Origin of the sequence: Erwinia sp., from assembly GCF_049696395.1 — a bacterium.
GTDB lineage: Bacteria > Pseudomonadota > Gammaproteobacteria > Enterobacterales > Enterobacteriaceae > Erwinia.
The window spans coordinates 1-18,009 of record NZ_JBAVTT010000022.1 but is presented as its reverse complement, the minus strand read 5'-3'; the positions used below and the strand labels follow the sequence as shown (position 1 = coordinate 18,009).

The following is an 18,009-nucleotide window of genomic DNA, read 5'->3' as shown; positions in this document are numbered from 1 at the left end:
ATCAGGACGTAAAGAGGCTGGTCAGTCAACGGGGTGGAGCAGGGGCGAATGCCCCTGCTGCCTATTTCTTTTTAGGGAAGTCGTCTTCATCATCCCACTTGTCGTTAAAATCACGATGCGGTGGCAAATCGGGTTTGTTATCCAGATACTTTTTGGGATCGATGCGCTTCAGATCTTTATAGACGTTCATCAGTACGCCTACCATCAGCACAATGATTAGCAGCCACCAATAGTGTTTCAGCCATTCCATATTCTCACCTTATTCGCTTAAGCGATCAGCTGTTCCATAATCCGCTGGTACATGCGGCTCAGCAATTGCAGGTCGGCGGCTTTAACACACTCATTGATTTTATGAATGGTGGCGTTCACCGGACCCAGTTCCACTACCTGCGCACCCATGCGGGCGATAAAGCGGCCGTCTGAAGTGCCACCGGTAGTCAGCAACTGCGGTTTAATTTCATTATAGTGCTCAACGGCATTTACTACCGCATCTACCAGTTTACCGCGTGATGTCAGGAACGGCTGGCCGGAAACAGTCCACTCCAGCGTGTAACGCAGCTGGTGGCGATCCAGCAATTCCTGCACTTTCTGCTTAATCATCGCGTCAGTCAGCTCGGTACTGAAGCGGAAGTTAAACTGCACAAAGAATTCACCAGGGATGACGTTATTGCTGCCGGTCCCGGCCTGCACATTGGCAATCTGCATACTGGTTGGCGGGAAGAACTCATTTCCCTGATCCCATTCTGTCGCAACCAGCTCATTCAGAGCAGGCAATGCGTTGTGGACCGGGTTATCGGCCAGATGAGGATAAGCCACATGTCCCTGAACGCCATGCACGGTCAGGTTTGCTGTCATTGAACCACGACGGCCATTTTTCACCACGTCACCGACCACTTCGGTGCTGGACGGTTCGCCGACCAGGCAGTAATCCATCCGCTCTTTACGGGCCATCAGCGCTTCAACCACTTTCACCGTGCCGTTGGTGGCACTCGCTTCTTCATCAGATGTGATCAGGAATGCCAGACGCCCTTTATGGTTTGGATTGCTGGTAACAAAGCGTTCCGCCGCGACAATCATGGCAGCCAGCGAGCCTTTCATATCTGCCGCGCCACGGCCGTAAAGCATGCCGTCACGAATAGTGGGTTCAAACGGCGGATTGATCCAACGGCTGGCATCGCCCGTTGGCACCACATCGGTATGCCCGGCAAAGGCCAGCGTTTCGCCCTGGCCGCGCCATGCCCAGACATTCAGGGTATCGCCAATATTCATCGGTTCAATGGTGAAGCCAAGCGCCTTCAGGCGTTCGATCAAGATAGCCTGGCAACCGGCATCATCCGGGCTGAGGGAAGGGCGACGAATAAGCTGCTGCGTCAGCTCAATGACCGGACAAAACATAATCAGGACTTCTCCGAAATAAATGGCTGGTAAGTTGCTTCAGTAAAGCCCAGCAGCATAGAGCCGTCTGTGCTGCAGAGCAACGGGCGTTTGATGATTGCCGGGTGTTCCAGCATCAGATCGCGTGCGGTTGCCGCATTATTCACCCCATTGCGCGTTTCTTCACTGAGCTTGCGCCACGTGGTGCCACGGGTGTTCAGCAAGGCTTCCCAGCCCAGCACATCAATAAAACCCTGTAAGGTGGCGCTGTCCAGGCCATCAGCCCGGTAGTCATGAAACTGATACGCCACAGCGTTGGCTTCCAGGTACTTTCGCGCCTTCTTAAGGGTGTCGCAATTTTTGATGCCGTACATTGTAAGCATGACGGTTCCCTTCTTTTTTCTGTGGGTTTCAACTATATTCGATACTGTTCAGGCGTTTAGTCTACAACGGATGCGCCTGCGAGGCAGCAGGGAAGCGCAGAATATCATCACCCAGACAGAGACTTAGCGTAAGGAGGGACAATATGAACTATATGAAAGCGTCTTCCGCCCATACGGTTGAAGAGACACAATCGATGATCGTGATCGTGCGGAAGAAAACCAGCCGGTGTGATGAGTTCAATCACATCGTTGAGGCGGTGATGGCAGACCATCCTGATGCCAAAACGCATATCGACAGCGAAAGCGGCGGCTACGATAAAGTAATAGTTCTGAAATAACAGTGGACGTTTACGGGGGGCAATCAGCCCCCCAAGTTTTATCAGCTAACAAACCCCTTCTCCTGCAGCCTCAGCAATGCCGTTCCTTCAGCGTAAATCATTCCGGTGGTCAGCGGCGCATAACCCAGTTTCTTATAGAAGCTGATTTTGTCCGGCATCGAATAGATGAACACTTTTCCGCAGGGTGCCAGTGATTCCATGATCGCGGCCATTAGTTGCCCGCCATAGCCCTTGCCCTGAAAAGAGTCGTCCACAATCACATCGGAAAGGTAGGAAGCGTAGGTCATGTCGCTGATAGCATGAGCCGTTGCCATTAACTTACCGTCAACGTAACCAAACCAGACGAATTGCGAATGCTGATAAGCGCGCTGAAGCGTTTGTGGATCGCGGCGGCTAAGACCTGCACGCTCAATTAAATCAGCCAACGCCTGCCAGTTTACCTTGGGTTTTTCGTCAGTTGTGCTCAGTACCATCTGCATCTTGCCCGTTCCTCTGGTTTTCGATTGATAATCATACTAGTGAGTAGCCCGCTAATGATAACGGCAGAACTGTGCCCTGCCACACAAATTACAGTTTTGATCGAAATTGAATCGCCTTTTGCGGTACGAAAATGATTCACTTCGCCTTAGGATTAATCCTATAATGGACCCACAATAAAAGAGAGGTGATTTATGATTGATACAGAAATGGGGACCTGGAAAGACTTTATCGAAGCAATGTTAACGCGTAAATAACACCTTCTTAAAGTACGGCTGATCGGGCAACACTTGACCACCACCAGAGCAGAAAGGCAGCACCTCGGTGCTGCCTTTGTTCGTTTATTTCCCCGGTTTTTCCTGTATCGGGAAGCGCCGTCGGACTAACACAAAGAACAGCGGAACGAAGAAAATCGCCAGTACGGTCGCGGAAATCATCCCGCCCATCACGCCGGTTCCCACCGCATGTTGGCTGCTTGAGCCGGCACCGTTACTGATCACCATTGGCAAGACGCCGAAGATAAAGGCCAGTGAGGTCATCAGAATCGGACGCAGACGCTGCTTAGAAGCTTCCAACGTGGATTCGAGAAGATCCCGACCTTTAGCGTTGATCTCATTGGCGAACTCCACAATCAGAATGGCATTCTTCGCCGACAGGCCGATCACCGTCAACAACCCAACCTGGAAGTAGACATCGTTTTCCAGTCCGCGAGCCCAGGTTGCCACAAGGGCTCCGATAACGCCCAGCGGCACAACCAGCATGACCGAGAACGGGATCGACCAGCTCTCATACAGCGCAGCCAGACAGAGGAACACCACTAACAGTGAAATAGCGTAAAGTGCTGGCGCCTGGGAGCCGGACATCCTTTCCTGATAGGAGGCACCGGTCCACTGCAATCCAAAGCCGGTAGGCAGCTTGCTGACCAGATTTTCCATCACGTCCATGGCGGCACCGGTACTGACACCCTGAGCAGATTCACCCACTATCTCTACGGCGGAATAGCCGTTATAGCGTTCCAGGCGCGGCGAACCGGTTTCCCAACTGGTAGTGGCGAAAGCGGTGAACGGCACCATGCCGCCGCTGCTGTTACGGACGTACCATTTGCTGATGTCATCCGGCAACATGCGGTATTTCGCAGCGGCCTGAACATAGACCTTTTTCACACGGCCACGGTCGAGGAAGTCGTTGACATAGGTCGAGCCCCAGCCGGTCTGCAAGGTGTCATTGATATCATCAATAGAAACGCCCAGCGCCTGCGCTTTATGCTGATCCACGTTGATCCTTAACTGCGGCGTGTCATCCAGGCCGTTGTGACGAACTCGTGTCAGCGAAGCATTCCCCTCTGATGCGGCCAGGAGTTGATCGCGCGCTTTCATCAGCGCATCGTGGCCCAGGCCAGCGTGATCCTGCAATTCCATATCAAAGCCCGCGGAGTTACCCATCCCAGTTATCGCCGGTGGGCTACTGGCAATTACCCGACCTTCTTTGATCTCTTTGAAGGCTTTCGTCGCCCGTTCGATAATGGCGAAGGAAGTGTTTTCAGCACCTGGGCGATCTCCCCAGTCTTTCAAGCGCACAAACATACGCGCTACGTTCTGGCCATTACCGCCGGGACCGGCACCAATGGTTGAGAACACCGACAGCACATTGTTTTTCTCTTTAGTCAGATAGTACTGCTCGACCTTGTTAACGACTTTATTGGTTTGCTGCAGCGTTGAGCCAGGCGGCAACTGAACCTGGGTGGTGAAGACGCCACGGTCTTCAAGCGGCAGGAAGGACGTTGGCAGACGCAGGAACAGGAAGGCCATCCCCGCAATCAGCAGCATATACAACACCATCCAGCGTCCGGCTTTCGCCAGAATCTTGCCCACGCCGCGTTCATAGCGCTCGGCATTGCGGTTGAACATCCGGTTAAACCAGCCGAAAAACCCACGACGACCATGATGATGGCCTTTAGGAATAGGTTTCAGCAGCGTGGCGCAAAGGGCAGGGGTGAGGATCATCGCCACCAATACTGACAGCACCATTGCGGAGACAATCGTCACCGAGAACTGACGGTAAATGGCGCCGGTTGTGCCGCCAAAAAAGGCCATTGGAATAAATACCGCTGACAATACCAGCGCTATTCCCACCAGCGCACCCTGAATCTGCCCCATCGACTTTTTGGTCGCTTCATAAGGAGAAAGTCCTTCCTCACTCATTATTCGTTCCACGTTCTCCACCACCACGATGGCATCATCGACAAGAAGTCCGATGGCCAGCACCATGGCGAACATCGTCAGGGTGTTGATGCTGAAACCGAAGGCCGAAAGAACAGTGAAGGTGCCCAGCAAGACCACCGGAACGGCAATCGTTGGGATCAGCGTGGCGCGGAAGTTCTGCATAAACAGATACATCACCACGAAGACCAGGATCACCGCTTCAATCAGGGTTTTGACCACATCCTCAATCGAGGCTTTAACAAAAGGCGTGGTTTCGTAAGCAATCTCTGCTTTCAGACCATGCGGGAAGAAGTGGGAAAGCTCATCAATGCGGGCGCGGACTAACTCATCGGTTTGCAGCTCGTTAGCGCCGGAGGCCAGTTTAACACCCAGACCGGAAGCCGCCTGGCCGTTGTACTGGCTAAGGAAGTCATACTTCTCTGCGCCCAACGCCACATCCGCCACGTCGCCAAGCTTCACTTCTGAACCATCCTGGTTCACCCGCAGTGTGATGTCGCGGAACTGTTGCGGGGTATTCAGCAGGGATTGCGAGTTAATAGTGGCATTCAACGCCTGGCGGTCGACAGAAGGTAACCCACCAAGCTGACCTACGGCGACCTGACTGTTTTGCGACTCAATGGCTGAGACGATATCCGAGGTTGTCAGCGCATAATTAATCATCTTATTGGGATCGAGCCAGATACGCATTGCGTACTGAGAGCCATAAGCATCGACCTGGCCCACGCCATCAATACGGCTCAGGGGGTCCTGCACGTTACTGGCAACGTAGTCGGAAATATCCTGCTTATCCATGCTGCCGTCGGTGGAGACAAACGCCACCATCAGAATATTGGTGTCACCCGTTTTGGTTACCGTTACGCCCTGAGTCTGCACATCCTGTGGCAGTTTACGCAGCGCGGACTGCAGCTGGTTTTGTACCTGCTGGCGGGCTTCATCCGGGTTGGTTCCGGCGGTAAAGGTCAGTGTGATGGTCGCCTGCCCGGTGTTACTGCTCTGGGAGGACATGTACATCATGTTATCGATACCCGTCATATTCTGTTCGATAACCTGGGTAACGGTATTTTCCAGCGTTTCAGCTGAGGCGCCAGGATAGTTGGCGGTGATGCGGACGTTAGGGGGAGCAAGGTCGGGATATTGCTCAACCGGAAGATCAAGAATAGCCAGTGTGCCGGTCAGGCAAAGCAAAATCGCTATCACCCAGGCGAAGATCGGGCGATCGATAAAAAAATTCGCCATTAAATAAAGCTCCAGGCAAGTAGTCAGGAAAGGAAATGCGCCTGCCTTATCCCTGGGGCGCGGGCTGCTGAAGTCCGGTCCGCCGCAAATTTTTTTAGTTTATTCAAAGTGCTTCGGCATTAAACACTTTACCCTCAGGCTTGTGAAGAATCGTGGAGAAAATGAGGAGAAAGTGTAAATTATCGTGCTAATTAGCCCATTGAAGTAAGCCGCCAGCCCTTGTGCTGTCGCGACTTTGTCATGCTGTCCCTTTTTCAGCGCCCGGAGAGGGGAAGTGCAATGAGACGGTGGTTCCTTGCTGACTGGCGGAACGGAAAGCAATCCCGCCCTGCAGATTTTTTGCCCTTTCCTGCATGATTGCCAGGCCGTAATGACCAGGCGGAGAGATTAACGCGTCACTGCCCACACCATCATCATGAATCTCAATCAGATTTTCTCCGTCAGCCGCGTTACTGCAGCGGATCACAATACGCGACGCCTGCGCGTGTCGGATGGCATTAAGCAGCGCTTCTCGCACAATTTGCAGGACATGAACCTGTTGTTTCGCCTGCAGATGTTGCACCGTTGGCTCACTCTCTAACACTATCTCAGCACTGGACTGCGCCCGAAGGGTGGCGATCACCTGTCGCAGAGCCGTGGCCAAATCAGCGGGCTGAATAGACAGGCGGAAGGTGGTCAGCAACTCGCGCAGCTGAAGATTCGCTTCGGTCAGGGCGCGGTCAATCTCGCCAACAATAGCCTGCGCCGGAACCGCATCGCTCTCTACAACCCGTTTCAGCCGGGCAAGCTGGATGCGTAAATACGCGAGGGATTGCGCCAGCGAATCATGTAGCTCGCGGGCAAGCGTAGCGCGCTCCTCCATCACCAACAGATGGCGGACTTTTTGCTGCGCGTGGTCCAGTTGCAGCGAGCGCGACAGTAAGTTAGCGAGGCCCTGCATTAACTTTGGTTCGCTGGTGGCCGTCTGCCAGCGCAAGAACGAGCTGGGGTGTTCAGCCTCAGGATCCAGCGGCAAACTTAACCACGGCAGCTGGTGACTCACCTGACCTGCGCTCAGGGTTCCGTGGGGCTGGGCAATCAGTTCAATGGCATTGAGGCCTTCATGATCCTTCACGGTCTGCAGCACTTGTGGCCAGGCATCGGCAGGGTCCAGCTGCTGGCTCAGCGTTTCCGAACAGTTATAGAGCAGCGCCAGATGGCGGTTAGCCTGGCGTAAGTCGCTGGTTTTCTCTTTTACCGCCAGTTCAAGACATTGATACTGCTTATCCAGCTCAGCGGACATGCTGGTGAAGGCTCTGGCGAGCATCCCCAGTTCATTGGGCAGTTCAGTATCCAGCGGCGTGTGCTGAAAACGAGCCTGCTCGATGTCATGACTGGCTTCAACCAGCTTATTCAGCGGGATCACCACCTGACGTTTAACCAGCCGCAGGGTCCAGAAGACCAACAGGGCGATGGCGACAAAACCGAGCAGACTAACCCCGGCAACCAGCTTCATCTTCAGCTCCGCCCAGTGTTGCAGCGCCAATACGAACAGGTCGATCTGCGCCACATAGCGGGAGACATTTTGCTGATAATGCTGGGTGTTTCCAGCCAGCAGCTCGGGCTGAAGGGCGTGCCAGGCTAACAATAGCTGGTGATAACGGGTTCTGACACTGTCCGGGACGTAAGCCCGATCCAGCGCTGTTAACGGCGGAGATTCAACGGACTTCTGATAAGCGGCGATATCTTTCGGCAGCGCTGATCTCAGGCTGGAGGCATCCCACGCCAGACGATAACTTTGCATACGCAGCGAACCGGCGATGTTAATGGCTTCGGCATCGCGCAGGCTGGTGGAGAGAGTCAGCAATGCCAGGCTGGTAGAGAGCACAGACAGCAGGGCGATGGCGAACAGAGCGCGGGCAAGGCTGCCAGTGACGGAACGTTTAAACATCCATCTGATCCTTATAAAGAGTGGCAGTCAGTATAGCCGCAACGCTCAGGCAAAAAACTGACCTGAGTAGGCTGCAGAAAGAATGTTCAAAACGTGCGGTCCGTCGCTTGAAGCGCTGCCATAACCCGGATACAGTGGGTTCCTGCTTCAAAAAAAACGCCTAAAATGTTTCTTTCCTGCGCTATTTGACATCACTTTTTACACTCCAGGTTAAATATCACTTTCACTGACACTTCTTTGGACAGATCGGCATTCTCTTCACAATCCTTAACCACTTTTACCCCTCGCTCACTGTGCTTTTCATTAGCAAGGTCATAATTGATTCCGTAACGAACATCACCTTTCTGACGAATGATAACTTTCGATGAGGAAACGAATTATGAACATGAAATTACCTGCTCTTATCGCTGCCACACTTTTTGCTGCTACTTCTTTCTCAGCATTGGCTGCTACTCAGGTCAATGAACAACAGAGCCAGAATTTGCAAGCAATGGGCACTGTCTCAGTTTCAAGCGTCAGCGGTTCTTTAGATGATGCCACCCATCAGCTCTCCAAAAAGGCGTCTGAAATGGGTGCCTCACATTACCGTGTTATTCGCGCTGACACCCCAGGTGATTCAAGCCTGTGGAGTGGTAACGCAGAGATTTACCGTTAAGTTTACCCCGTTAGTTTTACCCCTCAGCTTTACCCCTGTGTAGCCTTAGTGAACTCACTGAACCGACCGCCCTTTGCGGTCGGTTTTTTTATGCGCCATCCGGCAAAAATTACAAAAGCTCACGATTTCACTCTCGGAACTTTTGCGTCAGCTTTCCAGAACGGTTAGGATGCATCGCCGCAATTTTCCCGCTTCCGCTAAGAATATAATTACAGGAACCCGGGTTTTGCCCAGACGTTTGTGCTGTGGACGCAATCGTTTGGTTGGCGACAGACATCAGGATACCCTGGACGGGTAACCGTAATACTGTGGACAGGATAATAGGAAAAACATGAAAGCTGATAAAACAGCGGTTGCAGACAAACGCGCCGCAAGAAGACGTTGGTTAAATTCTCATGACTCTGGCTATCACAAGGCCATGGACAATCGTCACGTTCAGATGATTGCGATTGGTGGGGCGATTGGTACAGGACTGTTTCTTGGTGCGGGCGCCCGTTTGCAGATTGCTGGCCCAGCGCTGGCCATCGTCTATTTAGTGTGTGGCATCTTCTCCTTCTTTATCCTGCGAGCGCTGGGTGAGTTGGTTCTTCACCGTCCATCAAGCGGCAGCTTTGTTTCCTATGCGCGTGAGTTCCTTGGCGAAAAAGCGTCTTATGTCGCGGGCTGGATGTACTTCGTTAACTGGGCAATGACCGGCATCGTCGATATCACCGCAGTGGCGCTTTATATGCACTACTGGGGCGCGTTCGGCGATGTTCCGCAGTGGGTGTTCGCCCTTGGCGCGCTGGCTATCGTCGGCACCATGAATATGATCGGCGTGAAGTGGTTCGCTGAGATGGAGTTCTGGTTTGCGCTGGTCAAGGTACTGGCTATCGCTATCTTCCTGATTGTTGGTGTGGTGTTCCTCGGAACCGGTAAACCGCTGGACGGCAACGCCACCGGCTTCCACCTGATAACAGACAACGGGGGTTTCTTCCCACACGGGTTGTTACCGGCGTTGGTACTGGTGCAGGGAGTGGTCTTTGCCTTTGCTTCAATCGAACTGGTTGGGACAGCAGCAGGTGAGTGTAAAGACCCGAAAACCATGCTGCCAAAAGCGATTAACAGCGTGATCTGGCGTATCGGCCTGTTCTATGTTGGCTCGGTTGTGCTGCTGGTGCTGTTACTGCCGTGGAATGCTTACCAGGCAGGACAGAGTCCGTTCGTGACCTTCTTCTCGAAACTGGGCGTGCCTTACGTTGGCAGCATCATGAATATCGTGGTGCTGAGCGCGGCGCTCTCCAGTCTGAACTCGGGCCTTTATTCAACAGGCCGTATTCTGCGTTCGATGTCGATGGGCGGCTCGGCACCTAAGTTCATGTCAAAAATGAGCGGTCAGCAGGTTCCTTACATGGGCATCCTGGTGACAATTGGCGTGTATATCATTGGGGTTTACCTCAACTATATCGTCCCTTCACGCGTCTTTGAGATCGTACTGAATATCGCCTCGCTGGGAATTATCTCTTCCTGGGGCTTTATCGTGGTTTGCCAGATGCGTCTGCGTAAAGCGATCAAAGAAGGTAAAGCGGAAGACGTCAGCTTCAAGATGCCTTGGGCACCGTTCACCTCGTGGCTGACTCTGGTGTTCCTGGCCAGCGTGCTGGTATTGATGGCATTCGACTACCCTAACGGCACTTACACCATTGCTGCCGTGCCACTGATTGCCCTGATCCTGATCCTGGGCTGGTTTGGCGTGCGTAAGCGCGTGCAGGAAGTCGCCCAGACTGAACATGCTGCGGTGCAGGAAGAGTCAGCGAAATAATCTGTTGCTGAACAGAAAAGGCGGCCTTTTTTACAGGCCGCCTTTTTTTATGCCGCTGGAGATATTCCGAAGCAAAGGCAGAATTCGGATAGTTTTCCTCCCGGCCCGGCTTTATGATGACAGGCTCCTTAAAAACGCAATGGAGCCGGTATGTCAGCCAAAATTGAAGTGATCAAGAATAAAATCCTGTCAGAAAACTGGTTCGTTCTGCGTAATTTCACCTACGATCTCTCCGCCAACGATGGTTCAACCATCCGCCACAAACGCGAAGTTTACGACCGCGGCAATGGGGCGACAATCCTGCTGTATAACCGCGATAAAAACAGCGTCATCCTGACCCGTCAGTTCCGTATTGCGACTTATGTGAATGGCAATGAAACCGGGATGCTGATTGAAGCCTGTGCCGGATTGCTGGACGATGATTCGCCGGAAGATTGCATCCGTAAGGAAGCCATTGAAGAGACCGGTTACGAGGTGGGGCACGTTGAAAAGCTCTACGAAATGTACATGTCGCCGGGCGGGGTGACTGAACTGATCCACTTCTTCGCGGCGGAATACAATGACTCCCTGCGGGCCAATTCAGGCGGTGGCGTGGAAGATGAAGATATCGACGTGATGGAAATACCTTTCCCTCAGGCCTGGGGGATGATCAAAGAGGGCCGCATCAAAGACGGCAAAACGGTGATGCTGCTTCAGCACGCCCTGCTGGAAGGCTGGCTGAAGCTGTAACCCTCTCTGACCCTTCTTGTCATGCGGTTTCAGGCTGCAAAGTCTGGATCGCAATCTCCGGGAAGGCCTGCATCCGCTCAACAGCTTCGGCATAGAGCGGCATCGAATGGGCCGCTCCGGCTCGCTCAACACAGACCGAAGCATAGGCGGCCGCGAACAGCGCCGCTTTCTCCAGCGTTTCTCCAGCCGCCAGCCTTGCAGCCAGTGCGCCATTGAAGGCATCACCTGCACCAGTGCTGTCTTTTGGCTGTGCCGGATAGACCGGGATCAGGGAAAACAGCTCGCCATCTGACAGCAACGCGCCCTGAGTTCCCAGCGTGATAATCAGCTGGCGTACGCCTTTGCGGTGAAGCACTTCGGCAGCCAGTTTTGCGCTGGCAACGTCGCTGACCACCACGCCGCTAAGTAACGTCGCTTCGGTGCTGTTTGGCGTCAGTAAATCGACTTTGCTCAGCAAGGTATCGCTGACTTTCTGCCAGGGAGCCGGGTTGAGGATCAGGAAGGTTTCGGAGGCTCTGGCACCGTCAATCATCCTTTGAATCGCGCTGAGATTGTTTTCCAACTGCATCAGCATGATATCCGCTGCCGCGACGGTAGGCTGGCAGCGAGCCACTTCCTGCGCGGTTACCGTCAGATTAGCGCCTGGGTAAACGGCAATCATGTTCTCGGCATCATCGCCTGCGACATAAATCAGCGCGTTGCCGGTGGGCTTCTCTTTGCAGGTAAACAGCGTGATGGCGTCAAAGCCGGTTTTTTCCAGATGACGGCGGGCAAAACTGCCGAAATCATCGCTGCCAATCTTGCCGATATAGTGAACCCGTGCGCCAGCGCGCAGGGCGGCGGTAGCCTGATTCGCCCCTTTTCCGCCGGGCCCCATCAGGCTGCTTTGGGCAATCAGCGACTCGCCAGGCATCGGGAAACGGCTCATTTTGGAGACGATATCCAGGTTGAACGAGCCAAACACACACACTTTTCCTTTCATGCTGCTCCTCCAAAGTGGCGCTTAGCGGCCAGGCAGGCACCGCGACAGCCGGTCCGGTCGGTGGCTTCACTGAAGACAATTTTCAGGGCGCTGCGGGTGACCGGCGGCCGCAAATGCTGCTGGATCGCCTGGCGAAGGTCGGCCAGCGGGAAGTCAGCCATGGCCAGCACGCCGCCGCCGAGGATCAGCGTATCCGGGTCGAGAATATTCATCTCGGTAGCGATTGTTTTCGCCAGTCGACGGACAAAAGCTTGCAGCTCCTGGTGCGCATGATGATGGGTAAAGAGGTGGGACATCGGCGTCTCCGGCACTTCTCTCTTCGCCCAGCCACTCAGCCAGTGTCCGGAGATCAGCGTCTCCGCACAGCCGTGGTTGCCACAAGGGCAGGGCAGCGCAGTATCACCCAGCGGAATATGGCCCAGTTCGCCTGCGCCGCCATGTTCTCCGTGATAAAACGAGCCGTTTAGCCACAAACTGTTGCCCATGCCGGTGCCCAGGTACAGGCCAACAGCATTGCGCGGTAGCACAGGCAGCTGTAATAAATCCCACAGCATCAGATGGTTGACATCTTTATCCATCGCCACCGGCACACCAAGCTGCACAGACAGTTTCTCCGCCACCGGCTGGTTATCCAGCGCCTGAATAAAGGGCAATGACAACACCTGCTGGCGGTCGCGGCTGAGGATCCCGGGCAAACCAAGCATGATGCCATCGACCGCTTGTTTCTCCAGCACCTGTTCAATCAACGCTGCCAGCGCAGCCAAAGCCTCCGGCTCCTGCGACCAGCTGGCGGTGGCTACCTTATGAAAATCCAGCCACCTTCCTTCACTCATGGTCATTAGCCTGGTGCTGGTCCCGCCTATATCCACACCTAACCAGGTTTGTGTCATGCGGACGCCCTCAGCCTGCCCTGCGAATCGGTGATTTTCTGCGTCATGCTGTCCCAGGCTTTTTCCAGGTCATCATCCAGATTAAACAGGCCAGATGTCCCGACAATCAGCACTTCAGCGCCAGCATCCAGCAGCGTGGAGTAGGTCTTCTCGTTGCAGGAACCGTCAATTTCGATCAGGTAACTGTAGCCGTGCTGCTGTTTCAACGCTTTCAGTTCGGCAATCTTCTTCACCATCTCAGGAATAAACGGCTGACCGGCATAGCCAGGATCAACGGTCATGATGGTGATCTTATCCAGCAGGTGAATGTAGTGATGAATAAAGGAAACCGGCGTGGCCGGATTCAACACCACACCGACTTTCTTATTCAGCGAGCGGATCTGGTTAATGACCCGGAAAGCATCGCGGTTAATGGTTTCGGCGTGCGGGCAAATATAATCCGCCCCGGCTTTGGCTACCGCTTCAATAAAGTGGGTAGGTTCCTCTACCATCAAATGCACATCAATAGCGACCGGCGTATAAGGGCGGATTTGTTCAATAAAGAACGGCGACAGGGTGATATTTTTCACATAGTGGCCGTCCATAATATCGACATGCAGGAAATCGGCCCGGGTATTCAGCACGGCCAGCTGTTGCTTAATTTCCATCAGGTTCATGCACATCAGCGAAGGGGAGATTTTAGTACGCATCAGACTTCCTTTTTCATTAAGTTGGCGCGCAGGGCGCTACGGCGCACGGCGCGGTATTCCGCATGACGGGCGTTAAAAAATTTCACTGCCAGCACCACAATCAGCACGGCACCCCACATAGCGAGGCTGAAATGCTGGCTGATATTCATCAGGTTGAAGCCGGTAGACAGGGTTTGCAGCGCAATCAGCGACAGCACTACGCCGCTGACACGGCCAAAGCCGCCGTTGGGGTTGGTGCCGCCAAGGATGATGGCCAGCACGGTAAGCAGCAGATAAGAGTCGCCGTAACCCATTCGGGCCGAATTAAAGCGTGCCATCATCACCAGCCCGGCTAAGACACAAAGCAGGCTGGAGATGATGTACACCAGCATCAGCATTCGGTGGGTATTGATGCCGCTGAACCAGGTGGCGTTGATGTTGCTGCCGCCCATATAAATGCATTTGCCAGCGCGGGTTTTGCCAAGGAACAGCGCCATTCCGGCGGCGGCAATCAGAAACACCCACATCGGCAGCGGCACGCCCAGCAAGGTGCCGGAACCCAGCACATTCAAAACTTCTGGCATGCCGCTAACGGCTGCGCCGTGCGTCAGATAGATGCCAATGCCGTTCACCGTCATCATGGTCGCCAGCGTCACCAGGATCGGGTGAGCGCCAATTTTGGTCACCATCAGGCCCGTAATGGCACCGATAACAATGGCGATGGCGGCGGCACCGATTAAGCCCAGAGCCAGCCAGAAAAGCTGCAGGGCGATGCCCGCTCCGGCTGGCAGAAAGTGCAGCAACAGCCAGGCGATAAATAAACTGGTCAGGTTAGCGGTGGCGATAATGCACAGGTTCAGACCGCCGCTGAGAATGGCGATAAACATCGCCAGCGTCAGCAGTCCCAGCTCAGGCAGCTGGAAAGCCATGCTCATAAAGGTGCCGTCAGTCAGAAATCGGCCCGGCATCATCCAGGAGAAGAGGACCACCGCCAGCACGATCAGCAGCATCAGTCCGCTGGTGGTGCCGTCTGGTTTCGCCCATTGCAATCGTTTCATCAGTTCTCCTTGCGTCAGACGAAGCTGACGTCAGTCTCTTTGCGTTTTTTGTAGTGGGTCACGGTGATGGCCACCATGATCACCGCGCCAATCACGATATTCATGAAGTAGTCCGAGACGCCGAGCAGGTTGAGGCCGTTTTTCAGGATGGCAATCAGGAACACGCCCATCAGCGTCCCGGTCACCGTGCCTTTGCCGCCCATCAGGCTTGCCCCGCCAAGCACCGTTGCGGCCAGCACATCCAGTTCACCGCCTACTAAGGCGTTGGGCACCACTTCCCCCATGCGATACACCTGCACCAGCCCGCCAATAGCCGCCAGCGCACCCAGATAGCCGTAAGCCAGTAAATGAATCAGCCCAACGCGGATACCGATGCGGCGTGCCGATTCCTGGTCACCGCCAACGGCGTACAGCTGGCGGCCAAGATGGGTTTTGTTCAGCAGTAACCAGGTCAACAGCGCCAGACTCAGCATCACTGCCAACGGCAGGCCAATCTGGAAAGGTTGTCCCTGTACTTCAAACGGCAGCACGCTTCTGAGCTGGATCCACCAGTCCGGCAGGCTGTAGAGGCTTTTGCCGTTGGTCAGCCACATCAGCATGCCGAACAGCAGCGACTGCATACTGATGGTGATGATGATGGAGACGATGCGCAGCGAGTAAATCAGCACTGCGTTAATCATGCCGAACAGCGTGCCGCAGGCGATGGCTAACAGAATGCTCAGCGCGGCGTTATCGAACTGGAACTGCACAAACAACGTGGCGATCAGGTACTGCACGACCGAAGCCACTGCGGCAAAAGAGATATCAATGCCGCCCGTCACCAGCACCACAAACAGCCCGAGGGCGAAAATCCCGGTGACGGCGTAGCTTTCAGCCAGGTCCAGCAGGTTCTGCACTGAGAGAAACTGGCTGCTGCTGAGGGAAAAAATCACCACGCTGACCAGTAACACCCAGGCCAGCCAGCCCTGGCTCGACTGCGGTTTGAAAAAGGATAAGTCAGGCATTGATCACCTCCGCCAGCGCCTGTTGCTCAACGTCAGCAGGCTGATATTCGGCATAAACCTGGCCATCCCGGAAATGCAGAATGCGGTCGCAGTTGTAATAGACTTCCGGCACTTCATCGGAGATTAAAATGATCGCCAGACCTTCTTTCGCCAGCTCGTGGATCAGCCGGTAAATACTGGCTTTGGCGCCGACATCAACGCCGACCGTCGGGGAGTCGAGGATCAGGATTTTGGGCTGAGTCAGTACCCACTTCGCCAGCACGATCTTTTGCTGATTGCCGCCGGAAAGGGTGGAGATGGCCTGATTGGGATCGGCCACGCGCACGCCAAGCTGGTTAATCCACTCGAGGATCAGCTTGTTTTTGCGGTACTCATTAATCAGGTGGAAGCGGTTGCGCAGCTTATCGAGGATCGGCAGCACCATGTTGTCGGCCACCGACTGCTGCTGAACTAATCCCAGCGTCAGGCGATCTTCAGACACATAGCCAATCCCGGCTTTGATCGCCTCTTCATGGCTGCGGAAGCGCACCGGTTTGGTATCCAGCCAGATCTTGCCGCTGTCCGGGCGGGTCATGCCAAACAGCGACAGCGCCAGTTCGGTGCGGCCTGAACCCAACAGACCGCAAAGTCCCAACACTTCGCCTTCGCGCAGGCTGAAACTCACGTCCTGGTACTGACCTGCGCGGGTAAGGTTTTCCACTTCTAACAGCGTGCGGGCATCATTTTTAAACGGCGGCTTGAGTGCGTAATCGAGTTTCAGGCCAGTCATTAACTCGGTCAGATGGTGGCTGTCGATCTCGCTGGCAGGCCAGGTGCCCATTTTGCGGCCGTCGCGGATCACCGTAACCCGGTCGGAAATCTCCAGCACTTCATCCAGACGATGGCTGACAAACACCACACAGATATTTTTTTCTTTCAGATAACGCACCGTTCTTAGCAGCTGGTTCACCTCGGTGCGGGTCAGCGAGGCGGTTGGCTCATCCATAATCACCAGCCGCGCATCGGCAACCAGCGCACGGCAAATAGCGACCTGCTGACGCTGCGCGATAGAGAGGGAGGCGACCTTGTCATTCAGCTTCAGGTTGAAATTCAGTTCGCCAATGATGCGTTCAGCGGTCTGGCGCAGCTTTTTAACGCTGTACCAGCCCAGCAGACCGTTAAGGTTATGCTCAAAAGCGATGTTCTCGGCGACGCTCAGATTGGGAAACAGTGACAGATCCTGATAGATCACCTGAATGCCAAACTGGCGTGCCTGTTTTGGGGTGAGGCGGGGAAAGACTTCCCCGTTATCCAGCGTGATGCTGCTGCCGCTGTCCGGCGCATGCACGCCGGAAATGACTTTAATCAGCGTGCTCTTGCCACAGCCGTTAGTACCAGCGAGGCAGTGGACTTCGCCTGCCATCAGCGACAGCGATATCTCGCTGAGTGCGCGGTTACCGCCAAAGGTTTTCGACAGGTTAGCCAGCTCAATCAGCCGGTGTGGTTCGATTAGCTTCATGATTACAGCCCCATTTTGACCAGTTTAGGCAGGTTGGCTTTGTCCAGGCTCTCGGTGTTATTTCCCAGCAGGGTGTGGTTTTTCTCGTCCACTTTGACGGTGCCAAGCCCTTCGATAGTCATGCCGTCGGTGAAGGGTTCTTTCTTCTCAATCATGTCGGCCACGCGGATAAAGACTTCGCCTGCGGTCATGGGGTTCCAGATATAGCCACCTTTGATCACGCCACGGCTGACCAGAGAAGCCCCCTGACCAGGGCTGAATGACCCAATGACACAAACCTGATCGGCTTTCTGACGGTTCATCACTGCTCGTCCGGCACCAATCGGGCCTTGCGACCCAAAGGCCATAATTCCTTTCAGGTCGGGATATTTCGACATCAGTTCATTGGTGGTTCGGATGGAGTCATCCAGCGATTCGCCGACGCCGAACTTGTCAGAAACCCTCTGCATTTTCGGGTAATGCTCTTTCTGGTAATTGATCGCAGCATCGGTCCACTGCTGATGCAACGGCACGGTCAGGCTGCCAACGTACACGGCATATTTGCCTTCCTCTTTCATGCACTCGGCGAGTTTTTTCATATGGTTGATACCGTGCGTGGCGGCATCAACCAGTTCGAAATCCCAGTTGGCATTCTTCTGGCCTGGCGATTCGTGAGTGATCACCAGGATCCCTGCGTCACGGGCACGCTTCAGTACCGGCTCCAGCACTTTCGGGTCGTTCGGCACTACGCCAATGATGTCGACCTTCTGCGCAATCAGATCTTC

The 18,009-nt window shown here is 54.3% G+C and carries 18 protein-coding genes; 5 read left to right on the top strand and 13 right to left on the bottom strand.

What is annotated here, in order from left to right; all coding sequences use genetic code 11:
• Positions 1–61 precede the first annotated feature (61 nt).
• Genes WCC56_RS03025 through WCC56_RS03015 form a run of 3 tightly spaced genes read right to left on the bottom strand, consistent with a single transcriptional unit; the run spans position 62 to position 1,757 of the window.
• Positions 62–250 (bottom strand): YpfN family protein, encoded by a 189-nt coding sequence (locus WCC56_RS03025; RefSeq protein ID WP_424690963.1) that lies wholly within the window; start codon positions 248–250, stop codon positions 62–64.
• Positions 251–267: 17 nt separating this feature from the next.
• Positions 268–1,395: a succinyl-diaminopimelate desuccinylase gene (gene dapE, locus WCC56_RS03020; protein WP_424690962.1), complete on the bottom strand. Its 1,128-nt coding sequence runs from the start codon at positions 1,393–1,395 to the stop codon at positions 268–270.
• 2 nt (positions 1,396–1,397) lie between these two features.
• Positions 1,398–1,757: an ArsC family reductase gene (locus WCC56_RS03015; protein WP_424690961.1), complete on the bottom strand. Its 360-nt coding sequence runs from the start codon at positions 1,755–1,757 to the stop codon at positions 1,398–1,400.
• A 143-nt stretch (positions 1,758–1,900) separates the two neighbouring features.
• On the opposite strand from WCC56_RS03015, the gene WCC56_RS03010 reads away from it, so the two are divergent.
• Positions 1,901–2,095 (top strand): hypothetical protein, encoded by a 195-nt coding sequence (locus WCC56_RS03010; protein ID WP_424690960.1) that lies wholly within the window; start codon positions 1,901–1,903, stop codon positions 2,093–2,095.
• Positions 2,096–2,136: 41 nt separating this feature from the next.
• On the opposite strand, the gene WCC56_RS03005 is transcribed toward WCC56_RS03010, so the two are convergent.
• Positions 2,137–2,568: a GNAT family N-acetyltransferase gene (locus WCC56_RS03005; RefSeq protein WP_424690989.1), complete on the bottom strand. Its 432-nt coding sequence runs from the start codon at positions 2,566–2,568 to the stop codon at positions 2,137–2,139.
• A 198-nt stretch (positions 2,569–2,766) separates the two neighbouring features.
• On the opposite strand from WCC56_RS03005, the gene ypfM reads away from it, so the two are divergent.
• Positions 2,767–2,829, top strand: a complete 63-nt coding sequence (gene ypfM / locus WCC56_RS03000; protein ID WP_141653794.1) for a protein YpfM — start codon at positions 2,767–2,769, stop codon at positions 2,827–2,829.
• A gap of 84 nt (positions 2,830–2,913) precedes the next feature.
• Here ypfM and acrD read toward each other — a convergent pair whose 3' ends face one another.
• A complete protein-coding gene (gene acrD / locus WCC56_RS02995; protein ID WP_424690959.1) occupies positions 2,914–6,030 on the bottom strand; it encodes a multidrug efflux RND transporter permease AcrD in 3,117 nt (1,038 codons plus the stop codon).
• Between the two features lie 238 nt (positions 6,031–6,268).
• Positions 6,269–7,960 (bottom strand): nitrate/nitrite two-component system sensor histidine kinase NarQ, encoded by a 1,692-nt coding sequence (gene narQ / locus WCC56_RS02990; RefSeq protein ID WP_424690958.1) that lies wholly within the window; start codon positions 7,958–7,960, stop codon positions 6,269–6,271.
• Between the two features lie 379 nt (positions 7,961–8,339).
• On the opposite strand from narQ, the gene WCC56_RS02985 reads away from it, so the two are divergent.
• The 3 genes from WCC56_RS02985 to nudK all read left to right on the top strand — a co-directional run bounded on the left by WCC56_RS02985 (position 8,340) and on the right by nudK (position 11,145).
• Positions 8,340–8,615 (top strand): YdgH/BhsA/McbA-like domain containing protein, encoded by a 276-nt coding sequence (locus WCC56_RS02985; RefSeq protein ID WP_424690957.1) that lies wholly within the window; start codon positions 8,340–8,342, stop codon positions 8,613–8,615.
• A gap of 331 nt (positions 8,616–8,946) precedes the next feature.
• Positions 8,947–10,416 carry an L-asparagine permease gene (gene ansP, locus WCC56_RS02980; protein ID WP_424690956.1) on the top strand — a complete coding sequence of 490 codons (1,470 nt, stop codon included), beginning with the start codon at positions 8,947–8,949 and terminating at the stop codon, positions 10,414–10,416.
• Positions 10,417–10,566: 150 nt separating this feature from the next.
• Positions 10,567–11,145, top strand: a complete 579-nt coding sequence (gene nudK / locus WCC56_RS02975) for a GDP-mannose pyrophosphatase NudK (protein ID WP_424690955.1) — start codon at positions 10,567–10,569, stop codon at positions 11,143–11,145.
• 19 nt (positions 11,146–11,164) lie between these two features.
• Here nudK and WCC56_RS02970 read toward each other — a convergent pair whose 3' ends face one another.
• The 7 genes from WCC56_RS02970 to WCC56_RS02940 all read right to left on the bottom strand — a co-directional run.
• Entirely contained in the window at positions 11,165–12,127 is a 963-nt protein-coding gene (locus tag WCC56_RS02970) for a ribokinase (RefSeq protein ID WP_424690954.1), read from the bottom strand.
• On the bottom strand, positions 12,124–13,017 hold the full coding sequence (gene alsK / locus WCC56_RS02965) for an allose kinase (protein WP_424690953.1): 894 nt from the start codon (positions 13,015–13,017) through the stop codon (positions 12,124–12,126). Before alsK ends, WCC56_RS02970 begins: the two co-directional genes overlap by 4 nt.
• Entirely contained in the window at positions 13,014–13,706 is a 693-nt protein-coding gene (alsE, locus tag WCC56_RS02960) for a D-allulose 6-phosphate 3-epimerase (RefSeq protein WP_424690952.1), read from the bottom strand. The genes alsK and alsE overlap by 4 nt, the downstream gene beginning before the upstream one ends.
• Entirely contained in the window at positions 13,706–14,743 is a 1,038-nt protein-coding gene (locus WCC56_RS02955; protein WP_424690951.1) for an ABC transporter permease, read from the bottom strand. Before WCC56_RS02955 ends, alsE begins: the two co-directional genes overlap by 1 nt.
• 14 nt (positions 14,744–14,757) lie before the next feature.
• Positions 14,758–15,747 carry an ABC transporter permease gene (locus WCC56_RS02950; protein WP_424690950.1) on the bottom strand — a complete coding sequence of 330 codons (990 nt, stop codon included), beginning with the start codon at positions 15,745–15,747 and terminating at the stop codon, positions 14,758–14,760.
• Complete coding sequence (locus tag WCC56_RS02945; protein WP_424690949.1) at positions 15,740–17,245, bottom strand: sugar ABC transporter ATP-binding protein; 1,506 nt, start codon at positions 17,243–17,245, stop codon at positions 15,740–15,742. The genes WCC56_RS02950 and WCC56_RS02945 overlap by 8 nt, the downstream gene beginning before the upstream one ends.
• A 2-nt stretch (positions 17,246–17,247) precedes the next feature.
• A partial coding sequence (locus tag WCC56_RS02940) for a substrate-binding domain-containing protein (RefSeq protein ID WP_424690948.1) occupies positions 17,248–18,009 on the bottom strand: 762 nt, incomplete at its 5' end.